General features: G+C 70.3%; 12 protein-coding genes. 4 read left to right on the top strand and 8 right to left on the bottom strand.

Translation table 11 applies throughout. The annotated features are described in order from the left end of the window. Positions 1-73: 73 nt before the first annotated feature. On the bottom strand, positions 74-1,312 hold the full coding sequence (locus D7X30_RS15355) for a citrate/2-methylcitrate synthase (protein ID WP_233591572.1): 1,239 nt from the start codon (positions 1,310-1,312) through the stop codon (positions 74-76). A gap of 173 nt (positions 1,313-1,485) precedes the next feature. Between D7X30_RS15355 and D7X30_RS15350 the strand changes: the two genes are divergently transcribed. Next, entirely contained in the window at positions 1,486-2,262 is a 777-nt protein-coding gene (locus tag D7X30_RS15350; RefSeq protein WP_120563649.1) for a class I SAM-dependent methyltransferase, read from the top strand. Positions 2,263-2,323: 61 nt separating this feature from the next. After that, positions 2,324-3,670: a S9 family peptidase gene (locus D7X30_RS15345; protein WP_120563648.1), complete on the top strand. Its 1,347-nt coding sequence runs from the start codon at positions 2,324-2,326 to the stop codon at positions 3,668-3,670. A 3-nt stretch (positions 3,671-3,673) separates the two neighbouring features. Here the strand turns inward: D7X30_RS15345 and D7X30_RS15340 are convergent, their stop codons facing one another. The 4 genes from D7X30_RS15340 to D7X30_RS15325 all read right to left on the bottom strand — a co-directional run bounded on the left by D7X30_RS15340 (position 3,674) and on the right by D7X30_RS15325 (position 8,063). Continuing rightward, positions 3,674-3,970, bottom strand: coding sequence for a hypothetical protein (locus D7X30_RS15340; RefSeq protein ID WP_120563647.1), 297 nt, complete (start codon positions 3,968-3,970; stop codon positions 3,674-3,676). Beyond that, positions 3,967-4,995 carry a prephenate dehydrogenase/arogenate dehydrogenase family protein gene (locus tag D7X30_RS15335; protein ID WP_120563646.1) on the bottom strand — a complete coding sequence of 343 codons (1,029 nt, stop codon included), beginning with the start codon at positions 4,993-4,995 and terminating at the stop codon, positions 3,967-3,969. The genes D7X30_RS15340 and D7X30_RS15335 overlap by 4 nt, the downstream gene beginning before the upstream one ends. A gap of 101 nt (positions 4,996-5,096) precedes the next feature. After that, a complete protein-coding gene (locus D7X30_RS15330; protein ID WP_120563645.1) occupies positions 5,097-6,599 on the bottom strand; it encodes a hypothetical protein in 1,503 nt (500 codons plus the stop codon). Between the two features lie 102 nt (positions 6,600-6,701). Beyond that, on the bottom strand, positions 6,702-8,063 hold the full coding sequence (locus D7X30_RS15325; RefSeq protein ID WP_120563644.1) for a DoxX family protein: 1,362 nt from the start codon (positions 8,061-8,063) through the stop codon (positions 6,702-6,704). Positions 8,064-8,491: 428 nt separating this feature from the next. Here D7X30_RS15325 and fusA point away from each other — a divergent pair, with 428 nt between their 5' ends. Together fusA and D7X30_RS15315 are read left to right on the top strand one after the other, a co-directional pair. Continuing rightward, positions 8,492-10,597 carry an elongation factor G gene (gene fusA / locus D7X30_RS15320; RefSeq protein ID WP_120563643.1) on the top strand — a complete coding sequence of 702 codons (2,106 nt, stop codon included), beginning with the start codon at positions 8,492-8,494 and terminating at the stop codon, positions 10,595-10,597. Positions 10,598-10,724: 127 nt separating this feature from the next. Beyond that, entirely contained in the window at positions 10,725-11,981 is a 1,257-nt protein-coding gene (locus D7X30_RS15315) for an RNA polymerase sigma factor (protein WP_120563642.1), read from the top strand. Between the two features lie 9 nt (positions 11,982-11,990). On the opposite strand, the gene D7X30_RS15310 is transcribed toward D7X30_RS15315, so the two are convergent. The 3 genes from D7X30_RS15310 to D7X30_RS15300 all read right to left on the bottom strand — a co-directional run bounded on the left by D7X30_RS15310 (position 11,991) and on the right by D7X30_RS15300 (position 16,414). Next, positions 11,991-13,439, bottom strand: coding sequence for a hypothetical protein (locus D7X30_RS15310; protein WP_120563641.1), 1,449 nt, complete (start codon positions 13,437-13,439; stop codon positions 11,991-11,993). 42 nt (positions 13,440-13,481) lie between these two features. Continuing rightward, entirely contained in the window at positions 13,482-15,680 is a 2,199-nt protein-coding gene (locus D7X30_RS15305) for a DUF4082 domain-containing protein (protein ID WP_120563640.1), read from the bottom strand. Between the two features lie 209 nt (positions 15,681-15,889). Then, positions 15,890-16,414 (bottom strand): DUF2007 domain-containing protein, encoded by a 525-nt coding sequence (locus D7X30_RS15300; RefSeq protein WP_158619273.1) that lies wholly within the window; start codon positions 16,412-16,414, stop codon positions 15,890-15,892. Positions 16,415-16,459: the final 45 nt, after the last annotated feature.

The following is a 16,459-nucleotide window of genomic DNA, read 5'->3' as shown; positions in this document are numbered from 1 at the left end:
GGCTCCGAAGGGTGAAGAATCGCATCGGGTCCACAAACATCGTCACCCCCACCCTGAATCCCGACGGATGAATTCAATCCGTCTCTTGTGAAGAGGGGCCGACGTAGCGAGCCCTGGGGCGCAGCAGGTGTCCCTGCTCCCGCTGCTCCAGCACGTGGGCCACCCAGCCCGCCGAGCGCCCCACCGCGAACACCGTCGCCGCGGCGCCCTTCGGCAGCCCCAGCGCCTCCGCCAGCATCACCAGCCCCACCTCCATCGAAGGCGCGGGATGTCCCGCGTCGCGCATCACGTCCACCAGCGCGGAGCCCACGCGCACCGCTCGCGCATCCGGGCGCAGCGCCCGCGCGGCCTGGATGAGCGGGGGCGTGCGCGGGTCTCCCTGGGGATACAGCCGGTGGCCGAAGCCCGGCACCGATTCGCCCCGGTGGACGTACGTGTCCACCACCTCCTTCGCCCGCTCCGGACGGCCCACCTCCGTGAGCAGCGCCTCCACGCGGTCGCACGCGCCCCCGTGCTTCGCTCCGGAGAGCGCCGCCATCGCCGCGCCCACGCACGCGTACAGGTCCGCGCCGGAGGATGCCGTCACCCGGGCGGCGAACGTCGACACGTTCAGCTCATGGTCCGCGCAGAGCACCAGCGCCTGGTTCAACGACGCCGGGGCGTGTGATGCGCGGGCGTCCCACGCGTGCGCCAGCGAGTCCGCCACCGTCCGTTCCCTCAGGGCGGGGCCTACGCGCTCCGGCGCCCGGGCCGCGCACACCCACGCCGCCAGGTGACGCAGCAGTCCCCGGGCCCGCGCGAGCTCCTGGTCCGGTGGCGCCGCGAAGCGCACCGCGTCCCGTGCGCCCAGCAGGGACACCAGCGTCGCCAGCACCTTCGCGGGAGGCGTGCCCTGGGGCAGGAGCGCCGCCAGCGCGGCAGGAGGGAAGGGCGCTCGCGGCGCGGGCCACGTCGTGTCCCGGTGTTTCGGCAGCACGCCGGACCAGAGCAGCTCCGCCACGTCCTCGAAGGCGCGCCCCTTCGTGGCCAGCTCCACCGCGGAGTGGCTTCCCCGGTACGCCAGGCCCTTGGCCTCCACGCGCGACACGGCGGAGTCGATGACGGGCTCGCCCCAGCGCAGCGCTCCCGCCGCCACCGCCGCGTGTCCCGCCCTCGCGTCGTGGCGGACCTTCAGCCGCTCCAGGTCCGCGCGTGCGTAGCGGTTCTCCTTCGTTCCCTGCACCGGCACGCACCGCACCAGTCCCCGGCTCACGTAGGTGTAGAGCGTTGCGAGCTTCACGCCGAGCAGCGCCGCGGCCTCGCTCGCCGACACCAGGGCTTCCTCCCGCTCAGGTCGATGGTCGAATCGAGATTGAGAGCGTCCACCACGGCGTCTATCCATGCTCCACCCACCTCCTGGAAGGGGAGTGTCGGCGCGGCGCGCAGCCGCTGTCGACGTGTCTTTCCTCCTGGACGCGTGGAGCCCCGAACCCTGGAGGACATGCCATGCAGGTGGACTTTGGCCGCACGTCGGAGGACTACGCCCGGCACCGCGCCGGCTTCCCGGAGGCCTTCTTCGAGAAACTCATCCGTGAAGGTGTCTGTCATCCGGGCCAGCGCGTGCTCGACCTGGGCACGGGCACGGGCACGCTCGCGCGGGGACTGGCGAATCGCGGGGGCGACGTCACGGCGTTGGACCTCTCTGCGTCCATGTTGGATTCGGCCCGCCGGCTCGCGAGCGACGAGGGGCTGTCCATCGACTTCCGCGTGGCTCCGGCGGAGCGGACCGGCCTGCCTTCGGAGTCCTTCGGGCTCGTCACCGCCGGCACGTGCTGGCATTGGTTCGACCGCGCCGCCGCGGCCCGCGAGGCCTTCCGGGTGCTGGCGCCGGGAGGACGGCTGGTCATCGCGCACTTTGACTGGCTGCCTTTGCCGGGCAATGTCGTGCAGGTCGTCCACACGCTCATCGATACATTCAATCCCTCGCAGGTCGCGCCCTACGTCGAATTCGGACACGACGCCGGCATCTACCCGCGCTGGTTCCAGGACGTCGCCACCGCGGGCTTCACCGGCCTGGAGTCCTTCTCCTTCGACACCGTCGTCCACTACTCCTACGAGGCCTGGATGGGGCGGGTGCGCGCCAGCGCCAAGGTGGGCCCGGTGCTCTCAGAAGAGGAGGCCGCCCGCTTCGATGTCGCGCACGCGAAGCTCCTCGCGGAGCGGTTTCCCCAGACGCCGTTCGCCGTGCCGCACCGCGTGTTCGCGCTGGTGGCCACGCGGTGAGTGACAGAAGTGGAGGCCCGCGGTGTTCAAACCGCCAGCACTTCGCTGGAGGCCAGAGACCATGGGCATCACACTGGACCGTCGCTCCCTCATCCAAGCCAGCCTGGGGCTGACCGGAGGGCTCGCGCTCCTCCGGGGCGCTCCCGCCGCGGCGGCCGGACAGCCGTCCACGACCGCCTCGTCCTCCTCGTCCACCGAGGAGCCCCGGCCCTGGTGGGAGCTGGGGCCGATGGCGGACCCCATCATGGAGAGCCAACTCCTGCACTTCCTGGCTGGGACCTACAGCGCGCAGTCGGACATCAGCGAGGTGCTGGACACCGCGACCCGCATCGTCGCAGGGGATGACTGGAGCTGGCCCAATGAGTGGGTCCGCACCGCCGACCGCATCCGCGCCATGGGCGACGTGAGCCTGTCCCGCCGTCATCCCATCAGCGCGGGCAATGCCTACCTGCGCGCCGCCAACTACTACCGCGCCGCGCTCATCCACCACCCCGAGCCCAGCCACCCGAGCGTGGTCGCCACCGGGCGCAAGGCGGTGGAGGCCTACAACAAGGCGCTCCCCCTGCTGAAGATACCGGGCACGCCCGTGCGCATCCCGTACGAGGGCACCACGCTGCCCGGCTACTTCTTCCGCGCCCCGAGCGCCCGGAGCATCGCGCCGCTGCTCATCTTCCAGCAGGGCCGCGACGCGTGGCCGGAGGAGTCCAAGTACGTCATCGACGCGGCGCTCGCGAGGGGCTACCACTGCCTCATCGTGCACGCGCCCGGCCAGGGCATGGCCATCCGCGAGCAGGGGTTGCCCTTCCGTCACGACTGGGAGCAGGTCATCCGCCCGGTGGTGGACTTCGCCCTGTGCATCGCGGGCGTGGACTCACGGCGCATCGCGCTCCTGGGCTGGAGCATGGGCGGAGCGCTGGTGCCGCGCGCCGCCGCGTTCGAGCGGCGCATCAAGATCCTCATCCCCAACCCGGGCGTCCTCAACTGGGGCGAGTCCTCCTTCGAGCAGTTCAACATGTACTTCCCGGAGCTGATGCCGCTCTTGGACAGCAACCCCCAGGCCTTCGACGCGGCCATGGCCCAGCTGATGGAGCAGGTATTCCTCTACCGCTGGTACATGAAGGACGCGATGTCCAAGCACGGCGTGAGCACGCCGTCGGCCCTGCTCTTCGAGCTGCGCCGGTTCAACAACGAGCCCATCGTCCACCGCATCCGCTGCCGCACGCTGGTGATGGACGGCACCGCCGAGGCGTTCTCCCAGGGCCAGGCCCGGCTGCTCTTCGACGCGCTGGAGTGCCCGAAGGACTACATGCTCTTCACCACCCAGGACACAGGGCTCTTGCACTGCCAGGAGGGCGCGCAGGCCGTGGCCAACCACCGCATGTTCGACTGGCTGGACGAGTACCTCTGAGGCTCAGTCCAGCACGCCGCTGGACTCCCCACCGAACAACACGAACTCCGCCTCTTCCAGCGTGGAGAACGCCCGGCCATGGCGCTTCAGGTAATGGGAGAGGCGGATGGCGAGTCCATCACCCATCAGCATGAAGTCCCGCACGAGCGCGCCGTCGTGGGGCATGCGCGTCCAGTGCTGAAGCTCGCCGGCCACCAGTGCATAGGTGCCTCCGAGCCGCGCTTCCTGTTCGAGGATGTGCTTCACCGCCGCGGCCTCGCGCTGCCAGGCCTGGGTCTTCCGGCCCTGGCGCCGCGTCATCGCAGGTCGCTACCCAGCACGACTCGGAAGACGGCCTCCACCTCCTGCGCGTCCACGCCCAGCTCCCGGGCCCACGCCCGGCGCACGGCGAGCAGCGCCTCCGTGCGCGCGGGCTCGTTCCCGGTCTTCTGGGCGCGCCGCTGACGGCGGGCCAGCTCCTCGCGGCGGGCGAGCAGTTCCACCAGTTCGCGGTCGAGCGCATCGATGTGCTCGCGCGGCTCGCGGGGCGCAGGTGCTTCCGGCTCCAGCCCGGGCACGGCGACGCCCGAAGCCTCCGGCGCCTGCGCCACCGTGGGCGCTGCCTCCAGGTCGCGGTGGATGTCCTGGAGCGCGGCGAGCAGTTGCCCTCGCGCCTGCGTGGCGAAGGGATTCTCCTGCTGGATGGCGTTGAAGAGGTGGCCCGCGTCCGCGCGCACGGTCTCGATGGTGCGCGACAGCGCCTTGAAGCTGGCCGGCGCGAAGGGCACGTCCGCCGCCGCGCCGGAGTCCACCATCCCCTTGGCCACGAAGAAGGTGAGCGCATGCGTGCGCGCCATCACCTCGTCATGTCCCTCGGGCGTCTGCTCAATCACCTCGCAGCCCAGCCCCTCGTAGAAGCGCCGGGCGCGTGGGGCCGCTTCCGGATGCAGCGGGTTGGGGCAGAGCACGACGCGCATGGGGCGCTCGGCCATGGCCAGGCTCAAGGGGCCGAAGAGGGGATGGGTGCCCACCCAGGGCACCCGCGCGCCCAGCACCTCCGTCAGCGCCTCCACGGGCTTCACCTTCACGCTGCCCACGTCCAGCACCAGGTGCTCCGGCTTCAGGTGGGGCCGCAGCGAACGCAGCACGTCCCGCATCTGGGGCACCGGCACCGCCACCACCACCAGCTCCGTCCCTTCCAGCAGCTCACTCACCGAGTGCGCGCGGAGCGGCTCCGGGATGTCCGCCACCGGGTCCAGGGCGCGGTGCTCCACGCCTACCGCCTCCAGCAGTGTTCCCAGTGCGCGTCCAAAACGTCCGTATCCCACGAGTGCGACATGCGGCATGCGCCGGAGTCTACGCGGGCACGCGGCCAAGAAACGACCGCCGGGTCCCTCGTGAAGAGGGGCCCGGCGGGGGACGACTTGCCAGGATGGACGGCCGGGGACTACCGCTTGAGGACCATCTGCTCCGTGAGGCAGGAGTCCGTCTTCTCCGGGACGACGAAGAAGGGCTGCTGGCGGCTCAGGCCCTGGGTGGTGCCCAGCCAGCCGTCGCCAATCTGCCCGGCGCCGTCGTACACCAGGGCCAGCCAGTCATTCTGCGACGCCGGGAAGAGGTCCACGCTGTCGGAGTCGCGGTTGAAGTTGTAGGCGAAGGACGCGGCCTGGATGGCGCCGCTGCCGTTGATGTCCAGGTTCGCGCTCGCGGTGCCCGTGCGCTGCACGCCGTTGATGCGCACGCCGATGCGGGCCAGGTCCGCCTCCGTGGTGGGGGCGATGGGCGCGAAGGCGGACACCTCGTTGACGGACGTCTCACTCACGGAGGCGACGCGGACGCGCGAGTAGTCCAGCACGTTGTCCACGCCGTCGATGCGCAGGCCGAACGTCTGGTACTCGTAGTTCATCACGCTCAGGTAGTTGGGCTTGTAGTTGGCGCCGTCGTTGCCGCCGTGCTGCAGGCCGATGTTGTGCCCCAGCTCGTGCATGAGGGTGCCTGCCTGCTGCAGCTCCGTGCCGCCCGGCGTGGACCAGCCGCCCAGCGTCACGATGAGGTCATGGGCGGGGATGCCGCGCGACAGGCCGCTGGAGGTCGTCGTGCCGTAGGTGTTCGCGAACAGGGCGTAGTGGAAGAAGGGCGCCCGGCGCGACTTGAAGTACTTGCTCTTGATGGTGTCCACGCCCACCCAACCGGTGTCCAGGTTGGAGATGGCGTCCGCGGCGGCGATCTGCGAGTCCAGCACCAGGTGGAGCGCGATGCCCGTGGTGCCGTTGGGGTTGGACACCGGCGCGTTGGCGAAGGCCGTCGTCACGCTGTCCAGCGCGCCCTGCGTGGGCTTGCGGTCCGCGTAGTAGTCCACCTCCACGAAGACGTCCTTCTTGAGCGGATTCGCGCCCCAGTAGCGCAGGTCCACGCCGCCGTAGCCGAACAGCTCCGCGAAGTCGCTGATGCGGTCGCCGTCCGTGTCGGAGCTGTTGGGGTTGGTGCCGTAGCGGGCCTCGGCCGCGTCACAGACGCCGTCGCCGTCGGAGTCCACGGCGTTGAGCGCGCACAGGTACACGGGCTGCACGGCGGAGACCTCATACTCGGTCCCGTCCTGCGTCATCGTCGTGTACTTGGGCCGGTGGTAGACGGTGACGGACCGGAAGCCCGCGCGGGAGTAGACGAGCCGCACCGCCTCCTCGCCGGACGCCGCGGTGATCAGCTGGACGTTGTTCTCACCGTGGCGGTTGCCGTAGGCGTCGAAGACATAGAGGCCGGACGAGTCCGTGGACTGGGTCGCGAGCCCGGTGCCGCAGCCGGTGCCGCTGCAGGTGCCGGAGGCGACGATGACCGTCACGCCTTCCACGGCGCTGCCCGACGCGGAGTCGTAGATGTAACCGTAGACACACCCATTCAAGCCGACGAGACCCATGGAGGCCGTCAGCAGGCTCTTGTAGAACGTGGACATACTTCCCCCTCGGAGGAACCAGGGGTTGGCTTCTGTCGCCAACCGCCACATCTACGGCGCGCGCGGCGGATATTCTTTCGGGATTTATTTCCCGGCGGCGGACTACCGGTTGAAGGGGTACTCCTGGATCCAATGGAAGCCCCGGTCCACCAACTGGAACGTGGAGGCCTCCACCTTCTTGAGCCGGGCCTGGACGGAGGCGCCCCGGAAGACGCCTTCGACGACGAGGTGCCCCTCATCCGGGCGGGACCACGCCAGCGTGAACGCCTCCGGGTCGTTCTCCCCGGGGTAGCTGTTCGCGGTGAGCTGGAGGCGCTGCTCCGGGGCGTCCGCCATGCGGAAGCGCTTGCCCGTGTCGTCCATGAAGCGCAGGGCCAACCGCTCCCGGGTGCCAATCAGCACGTAGCGCCATGCCGTGGCGTCGCCCGCGAGCATCGGCACGGCCTGTCCGTCGCGGGTGAAGGACTCCACCACGTAGACGCCGTGGAGCGGATGGCGCGGCGCTTCCTCTCCGTGGCTGGCCTGCCGCTCCAGCGCCTTGCTCGCGTCCGAATAGAGGACCCACCCCGCGAAGAGGCCCTTCACCGCCCGGCTGCCGCGCTCCGTCCACGGGCGCGAGAAGGGCGTGCGGAACACCACCGGCCGGGTGGGCCGGTTGAGCACCAGCACGTTGGCGATGCGCTCCAGGTCCGGCAGGAGCAGGAACACGGACATCAGCAGGAGGTGGGAGGAATAGAGCTTCACCGGCACGTCGTACGCCAGGTTGAGCGCCACCACGTTGGTCATCACGGCGGCCACCAGCACCGCGCCGAGCGTCGTGGTGCGCCGGAAGAGCAGCAGCACCCCGCCCACCACCTCCAGGCCCCCCGTGAAGAGGTTGTAGCCCCGCGAGTAGCCCATGAAGGTCCACATCAGTCCCATGGGGGATGACTCGCCAAGGGGCTGCAGCAGCTTCTCCGGGCTGGGGAAGGGGAACTGCATCCAGAGGACCTTCGACAGGCCGTAGGACACCAGCGTGTAGGCCAGGAAGTAGCGCAGGGCGATGCGCAGCAGGGCGTGCGCCGTCTCATGCCGCGTGGGCGTCCGGGCCCTCGCGGACCAGGCGGCGGTCGCCAGGCCCGCGAGCGCGAGGAAGCACAGCAACTGGACATGGTTGTACGTCGTGTCCCCGCTGCCGTTGGGGAACACGGTGATGGCGGTGTCCAGGTGCAGGACGTGCTGGCCCACCCAGGGGACGAGGGCCTGCCACGCTTCGCGGTACGCGCCGCTGAGGCGTTGCGTGCCCGGCAGCATCCCCAGGGGGAAGGGGAGGACGTGGAGGAGGAGGTAGACGCTGGCGAACCGGAACGCGAGCCGCCGCGCGAGGCTCCACCCGGAGGTAGGCGCGGCCGGGGCCGGGCTGGTCGCATGCAACGCGGAGGATGTCTCGGCGGGGGACGCGGCTTCGGAGGGCGCGTGGGTCATGGAGCCTGGAGCCTGGAGCCAGGGTGGCCGGGTTGACAGCGAGGGCTGTCTGTCTTATCTCAATTCCATCATGAGGCCCGTCACCATCCATGCCCTGCCGACCCTGAGCGCCTTCGCGCCGGCGGCGGACGTGCGCCTCGCCCCCCGTCACGAGGTCCTGCTCGATATTTGAGCAGGCGGACCGGAGTCCTCCGGTGCGCGCGTGGCTGGTTGCCCGCGCACCGTGAGCTCTGTCTCCGCCCGTCCCCTCCCTGGGGGTGCCTTCGTGTGTCCTCGCGCCATCCCGTGGCGGCCTGACGTGCCGCTCCGGCCCTGCGTGCGCGTGCGCACCTGAAGACAGCCACCGGTCCATTCCACTCATCCAACCGGCGTCTCAATCCAATACACACCCGCGGGCCTCGCTGCCCGGACGGGAACGGGAGTCTTCCATGTCTCGCACCACGCGCATCGAGCGGTATCGCAACATCGGCATCATGGCCCACATCGACGCGGGCAAGACGACGCTCACCGAGCGAGTCCTCTTCTTCACCGGCCGCATCCACTCCACGGGAGAGGTGCACGCGGGCTCCACGGAGATGGACTGGATGGAGCAGGAGAAGAAGCGCGGCATCACCATCACCTCCGCGGCGACGACGGCCTTCTGGCAGCCCCGGCACGGGCGGGAGGCGGGCGTGCCCCACCGCATCAACATCCTGGACACGCCGGGCCACGTGGACTTCACCATCGAGGTGGAGCGCTCGCTGCGCGTGCTGGACGGCGCGGTGGCGGTGTTCGACGCCAGCCAGGGCGTGGAGCCGCAGTCGGAGACGGTGTGGCGTCAGGCGGACCGCTACGGCGTGCCGCGCATCGCGTTCATCAACAAGATGGACAAGGTGGGCGCGGACTTCGCCCTGAGCGTGCAGTCCATGGTGGACCGGCTGGGCGTGCGCCCGGTGGCCGTGCAGTGGCCCGTGGGCGACGGCGCGGACTTCCAGGGGCTCGTGGACCTGGTGCGCATGCGGCTCGTGCGCTTCCAGGGCGAGGACGGCGGCTTTGACGACGATGCGCCCATTCCTCCGGAGCTGGTGGAGGCGGTGCTGCCGTACCGCATGCGCCTCATCGAAGTCTGCGCGGACCTGGATGCGGGCGTGATGGAGAAGTTCGTGGACGGGCGGGTGGAGGACATCACCGCGGAGGAGCTGGAGCGCGCGCTGCGCGCCGGCACGCTCGCGCGGACACTGGTGCCGGTGCTGTGTGGGTCGGCCTTCAAGAAGAAGGGAGTGCAGATGCTCTTGGATGCGGTGGTCAGCTACCTGCCGTCACCCGCGGACATGGCCGCCGTGGAGGGCTTTGCGCCCGTCACCGGCGAGCGCGTCAGCCGTCCCGTGTCGGACTCGGGGCCGCCCACCGCGCTGGCGTTCAAGCTGATGAGCGACAAGGCCGTGGGAGGCATCGTGTTCCTGCGGGTGTACTCGGGCACGCTGCGTGCGGGCACCGTGCTGCTCAACCCCGTCACCGGACGGAAGGAGCGGGTGGGGCGCCTGATGTTCATGCACGCCAACCGCCGCGAGGAGGTGGCGGAGGTGCACGCGGGCGACCTGTGCGCGGCGCTGGGGCTCAAGGGCGTACGCACGGGCGACACGCTGTGCGACCCGGAGGCGCCGGTGGTGCTGGAGGCGTTGAACGTGATGGAGCCCGTGGTGCAGCTCGCCGTGGAGGCGCGCTCCCCCGCGGAGCTGCCGAAGCTGGAGGAGGGCCTGCAACGGCTGGCGGCGGAGGACCCGTCGCTGCGCCTGGGCGTGGACCCGGAGAGTGGCCAGGTGCTGCTGTCCGGCATGGGTGAACTGCACCTGGAGGTGGTCGTGGACCGGTTGAGGACGGAGTTCGGCGTGGAGGCGCGCGTGGGACAGCCAAAGGTGGCGTACCGCGACACGCTCCGGAGCGCGGTGCGCCAGGAGTACCGGCACGTCCGCCAGTCCGGCGGGCCCGGACAGTACGCGCGGGTGGTGCTGGACGTGGGGCCGGCGCCGCGAGGGGCGGGGCTCGTCTTCGTGGACGCCACGAAGGGTGGCTCCATCCCCCGCGAGCTGGTGCCCGCCATTGAAAAGGGCGTGGCCGGCGCCATGGCGAAGGGCATGCGGGAGGGCGTGCCGCTGGTGGACGTGGAGGTGCGGCTGGTGGATGGGGACACGCACGTGAAGGACAGCACGCCGCAGGCCTTCATGGTGGCGGGCTCCCTGGCGCTCCAGGAGGCCGCGCGGCGCGTGGGGGTGCAGGGGCTGGAGCCGGTGATGGAGGTGGAGGTGGTGACGCCGGAGGAGTTCCTGGGCGACGTGCTGGGCGACCTGGCGTCGCGGCGGGGACGGGTGCTGGGGATGGAGGCGAAGGGGGCGGCGCGGTGCGTGTCCGCGCGCGTGCCCATGGCGCGCCTGTTCGGCTACGTGACGGCGCTGCGTGGCCGCACGCAGGGGCGGGCCCAGGCGAGCATGCGCCTGGGGACGTACGAGCCGGTGCCGGAGTCGGCCGCTGGCCTGGCGGCCGAGGCGCGGGCGTGAGGTGACGGCCCCGGGCTTCCCGACGAGGGGAGGCCCGGGGCCGTGCTGTCTTCGCGGGAAATCGAACCCCGTGTCGATTTCCGGGGCGCTCATTCGACGTGCATTTGATTGAGTTCGCGCCGTGACGATGTCCAAGGCGCAGGCCGCGGTGCACGCGGTGTGGAGAATCGAGTCCGCCCGGCTCATCGCCGGGCTTGCGCGCATGGTGCGCGACGTGGGGCAGGCGGAGGAGCTGGCGCAGGACGCGCTGGTCGTGGCGTTGGAGAAATGGCCGGTGTCGGGCGTGCCGGAGAACCCGGGCGCGTGGCTCATGGCCACCGCGAAGCGCCGCGCCATCGACGAGATGCGCCGTCACAAGCTGCTCGCGCGCAAGCACGAGGAGCTGGGACACGGGCTGGAGGAGGCGGAGGTGCCAGACCTGGACGCGGCCCTGGACGACGACGTCGGCGACGACCTGTTGCGCCTCATCTTCACGTCCTGCCACCCGGTGCTGTCCCCGGAGGCGCGGGTGGCGCTCACGCTGCGGCTGTTGGGCGGCCTGACGACGGATGAAATCGCCCGCGCGTTCCTGGTGCCGGAGCCCACGGTGGCCCAGCGCATCGTCCGGGCCAAGCGCACGCTGGCGGAGAAGGGCGTCCCCTTCGAGGTCCCCCACGGCGAGGAGCTGGCGGCGCGGCTCGCGTCGGTGCTGGAGGTCGTCTACCTCATCTTCAACGAGGGCTATGCCGCGACCGCGGGCGATGGCTGGATGCGGCCGGAGCTCTGTCAGGACGCGCTGCGCATGGGGCGCATCCTCGCGGAGCTGGCGCCGGGCGAGCCGGAGGTGCACGGGCTGGTGGCGCTGATGGAGATTCAAGCGTCGCGGTCCCGGGCGAGGGTGGGGCCTTCGGGAGAGCCCGTGTTGCTGCTGGAGCAGAACCGCGCGCAGTGGGATCAGCTCCTCATCCGCCGCGGGCTCGCGGCGCTGGAGCGCTCGGAGAAGGCCGGGCCGGCGGGGCCCTACACGGTGCAGGCCTCCCTCGCCGCCTGCCACGCTCGGGCGCGCACGCCGGAGGAGACGGACTGGCCGCGCATCGCGGCGCTCTACGCGGTGCTCGCGCGGCTCACGCCGTCGCCGGTGGTGGAGTTGAACCGCGCCGTCGCCCTGTCGATGGCGTTCGGTCCCGCGGTGGGGCTGGAGCTGGTGGATCAGCTCGTGGCCGAGCCGTCGCTCAAGCACTACCACCTGCTGCCGAGCGTGCGCGGCGACCTGCTCCAGAAGCTGGGGCGGCTGAAGGAGGCCCGGGCGGAGTTCGAACGGGCGGCGTCGCTCACGCGCAACGCGAAGGAACAGGCGCTGCTTCGCGCTCGCGCCGCAGCCTGCTCGGGCGAGAAGCCGTCGTAGTCCCGCGCGCTAGGGATTGTGGCAGCTGACGAGCTGGGTGATGCCGGAGCCCTTCACCCGGTAGTCGAAGTTGTGCTTGCCGGCGTCGTGGGCGGACTCGACTTCCGGCTGGGCCCTGAGCCAGGACACGGTGTCGGCGATGTCGGCGCAGGGGGTGGGAATCTCCTGCGTGAAGCGCTGGTCCAACGCCTGCCACCGGCGGCTTCCTTCCTCGTAGCCCTTGCGCCGCGCCTCCACGAACGCCGGGGTGACGATGGTCACCTCCCGCGTGTCCGAGCCCCGGGTGCTGCCGTCCGCGAAGCGCGCCTCCACGGACAGCCGCACGGTGCGCGCGGTGGACGTGTCCAGCGTCAGCTCCGTCGTCACCTCCGCCGCGCCCGCGGGCACTGGCACCGTGGCGAAGCGCTTCTTCACCTTGCCCCGTGCATCCACCTCCACGAATGTCACCGAGGCCACCGGGGGAACGACGCTGTCGAGCCCCGACGCCTCCAGCGTCAGCGCGGCCTTCGTGCCCGTGACGTATTCCTCCGGCGCGCCGCGAAGGCCGAGCAACCGGAGGCCATCCGCGTCTTCGTCCGGGAGCTTCTGCTCGCACTTCAGGGGCAGCTTCACCGGGAGGGCCTGCTGGAGGACGGGCTCGTCCTTGCACGACAGCTCCGCGCGCAGCGTCACCGCCAGGGACGACTTCCCAGCGGCGCAGGCCCGGGTGACGTCCCGGACGGACCACAGCGGCAGGTCGAAGGTGAAGTCCTGACCGGTGTACGCGGAGTCCGCTGCGGGCTGGAACGTCCGGGGCAATCCCTTGCTCGGACCACTCAGCACCACCTTCTCCAGCCGGTCGGGGCACCGCGCGTCCAGGGTGAGCTCCGGGTGGATCCACAGCCCGGTGAAGCCGCCTCCGTCCACGGACCTCGGCTGGCCCTCCTTCACCCAGGCCTCGCTCTGGTGGCGGAGCTCGAGGCCCGGCTTCTCACGCGGCGTCCGGTGCAGCTCCCGCAGGCGCCGGGCTTCATGCAGTTGCTGCTGGAGGAGCGACAGCCGGGCCCGCTTCTCCGGGGGCAGGGGGAAGCCGGGGAACTCCTCGGCGGGCCGCGGATCATCGCGCTTGAGGGCGACGTAGCGGCCGTCCTCGCGCGTGTTCCCCACGAAGAGCAGGAGCGGTTCATCCCAGGTGGAGATGAGCGCATCGTGCGGGTCCGTCTGGCCGAGCTGCTCGATGGGGCCCCGCGCGAACGTCCGCTCCGGTGACTCGATGCGCAGGATGCGCGTGCCGGGCGTCAGCTTCGCCTGGTCGGCCGGCCTCCCTGGCACCACCTGGGTGATGATCACCGCCTTGCCGTCGGACTGGACGGTGAAGCCGGAAGGCTCCACCGCGACGGAGAATGGCGCCGCCGCGAGGAGCCACGTGGTGGCGAACAGGGACGTCGCTGCACTCAGGAGTAGGGGAGCGGCGGGCATCCGTGAAGCATGCCCGCCCTCCCATGCGTCACGCGCTCAGGCTCAGGGCCGGGGCGACAGCTCCAGGTTGTCGAAGTTCGTGTCCCAGCCGTTGGACGTGATCACCGTGAAGACCGTGCAGGGCTGCGTCCAGGTGGGCACCACGTGCGTCACCTGTCCCGCCGTCAGGGGGAAGGTGAGGGTGGGCAGGTCGATGCACTTCAGGGTGAGCGTGGCGCCGCTGTCCCAGGTGAAGGCATCCAGGCCCAGGATGCGACGCTGGCCGATGATGCCCAGGTTGGCCTGGGTGGGGCCGCCGCCGTTGAACGACACACTCTTCGTGGTGAACCCACCCCAGGGCGACGCGATGTACCAGCTGTTGAGGCCGAACTGGATGGGGCCATACGTGCCGTTGAGGGTCTCGTCCTGGCCGGGGATGGTGTCGAAGGTGACGAGGTTGGTGGACGCGCCCACGGGGATGGCCAGCGCGTGCGTGTTGTTGCCCGGCACGAAATCCGTCTCCGAGGACGAGAGGGTGGCCTGGCTGGTGAACGTCCCGGCGCTCAAGGGGATGGCCTCCACGTGGACGGTGAAGCTCGCGCCCGGCGCCAGGGTGGGGGCGCCACACTGCAGGTCACTGAAGAACCCGCAGTGCCCGCCGTTCACCGGCGGCGCGTTCGCCGAGTAGAAGAAGTAGTTCAAGCCCGCGGGGATCGGGACGTCGAGCACGACGTTGGTGGCGGTCGCCGGGCCATTGTTCGTCACGGTGATGTCGTAGAAGAGCACGTCACCGTTGGCGCCCGTGCCGGCGGGGAACGACTGCGTCACGGCCAGGTCCACCGTCGCGGGACCGCTGGGCTCCGCCGGGACGAACGTCACATCCACCCAGAAGTTGGTGTTGAGCCACGCCTCCGTGGGGAACGCGCTGCCGTTGAGGTTGCGAACGCCGTTGCCGCTGGCCTCCAGGGTGGAGGGCGCGTGCAGCGGGGGCATGTCCACGCCCGCGGTGCTGAAGTAGTACGGGGTGATGGCATAGCGCCCGCCGGTGGCGAAGTACGACACGACGTAGGTCGTGTTCGCGGCGAGGCTCACCGGCGTGGGGAAGGACAGCTCACGCCAGCCGAAGCCCGTCTCCGCGGGCGTGGTCTCCGTGGTGGCCAGCAGCGTGCCGGTGGCGCTCCACAGGTGGCCCACGTGCGGGCCGTTGTCGGTGCTGCCCTTGTAGTAGCGGACCTTCGTCACCGTGCCCGCCACGTCGGTGCGGAACTTCACGCCGACCTCCGTGGGGGTCGCGTCGGCGTTCTCGTACTGCGGGTCGCCCGTCACGCTGTTCCACAGGCTGCAGGGGTTGCAGGCCATGTTCGGGAGCGTGGTGGCGTTGATGATCGTGGAGGACGCGCTGAGGTTGCCGGCGGCGTCACGGCCGCGCACGGCGTAGTTGTACCCGGTGGAGGGCGTCAGGCCGGTGTCGCGGTAGCGCACGGTGGTGCCGGGCAGCTCCGCGATGAGCTCGTTGTTCCGGTACACCAGGTGCCAGCGAGCATTGCCCTGCATCTCACCGTTGCCGTCCACGGACGCGTACCAGGTCAGGTCGATGGCGGTGGACGAGCTGGGCAGGGCGGTGACGTTGGTGGGCGCGCGAGGCGCCGTGGTGTCGTTGGGCTGGAAGGCCACGTCCACCCAGTAGTTGCTCGCGTTGAACGAGCTGGTGGGGAAGCCGCTGGTGCCATAGCGGTAGAGGCCGTTGTTGGACGCCTCGGCGTGCAGGGGCGGCGCATCCAGCGCGGACGCGAAGCCGTTGCTCGTCACGGCGTAGTGCCCCGCGGGCGCGTGATACGAGACGACGTAGTTCGTGTCGGCGGCGATGGTGACCGGCGAGGCGAAGCGCACCTCCTGCCAGCCGGACGCCGTCTCGTCCTGGAAGGTGGCGGTGGCCATCAGCGAACCGGACGCCGTCCAAAGGCTGCCGGTGTGCGTGCCCGTGTTGCCCGCGCCCTTGTAGAAGCGCACGCCCATGATCCGTCCCGGAGCGTCGCTGCGGAAGCGAACGCCCAGCTCCACCGCGCCGCTGTCGTCCGCGGCCGTCACGGCCGGAAGCGCGGTGGTGCCCAGGAGCGACCGCTCACCGGCCAGCAAAGGCTGCGCGGCGGTCGTTGTCTCCGGTGTCTGCTGTGCAGGCGGTTCCGCCGGAGCACAGCCCGTCTGAATCCAGGTGAAACCCAACACGAACGTCGTGACCCATCGTGATGCATGTCGAAGCACGTCGGACTCCTGGCATGAGTAAACCGACGGTGGCTTCTCATGTTGTCAACATGAAATCCATGTATTCCATGGATGGTTGACATTTCTCGCGTGGCTGACGGAAAAAGGTCAGGGTCCCCGAGACAATTCCGCCAGGAATTGAAACAGCACAGTGGGTGACCATGGCGGAGAAGTGGCCGCGAAGGGCCAATGCCAGACACCTCCTGGGCTCAGCGCAGCAGGGCGTTGAGGGTGCTCGCCAGCATGAGGAGGAAGGGCGGGCCGAACAGGAAGAGGAGGATCATCCATGCGACGACCTTGCGCTTCCGGCCGCGCTGGACCTGGGCGCCCGAACCCTTGCGGTCGGCGCAGTCCTCACACACGCCGGTGGTGGCGCCATCGCAGCTCGCGCACAGGAAGGTGCCGCACCGCTCACAGGTCCGTGTGGCGCGCTGGCCGTGCACCGCGCATTGCGCTTCCTCGGAATCGGGGTCCGGCGTCGCGGTAGGACCGCTCCCGGCGGGCTCCTCATTCGGCACGCTCCGGAGCAGCTCCCGCGCGTGCTCGAGCTCGCTGGACGGGACCAGCACCCGCAGCTCGATGAAGGCCCCGGCCACGCCCAGCATGGAGCGGTGCTGCTCGCCCTGGACGAGGCATGGGATGCCGTTCGCTTCGAGCAGGGCCCGCACGAGCGCGGACTCGGATTCGTCGCCGCAGGTCGTGAGCAGCTGGAAGTCGTGATCGGGGATTCCCAAGAAGGGCTCCGGTGGGGCCCTCCAGGGGCCCGTGGGCGTTGAATG

Origin of the sequence: Corallococcus sp. AB011P (genome assembly GCF_003611605.1) — a bacterium.
GTDB lineage: Bacteria > Myxococcota > Myxococcia > Myxococcales > Myxococcaceae > Corallococcus > Corallococcus coralloides.
Note: the sequence above shows the minus strand (reverse complement) of the source record. Positions and strands in the feature narration are given on the sequence as shown.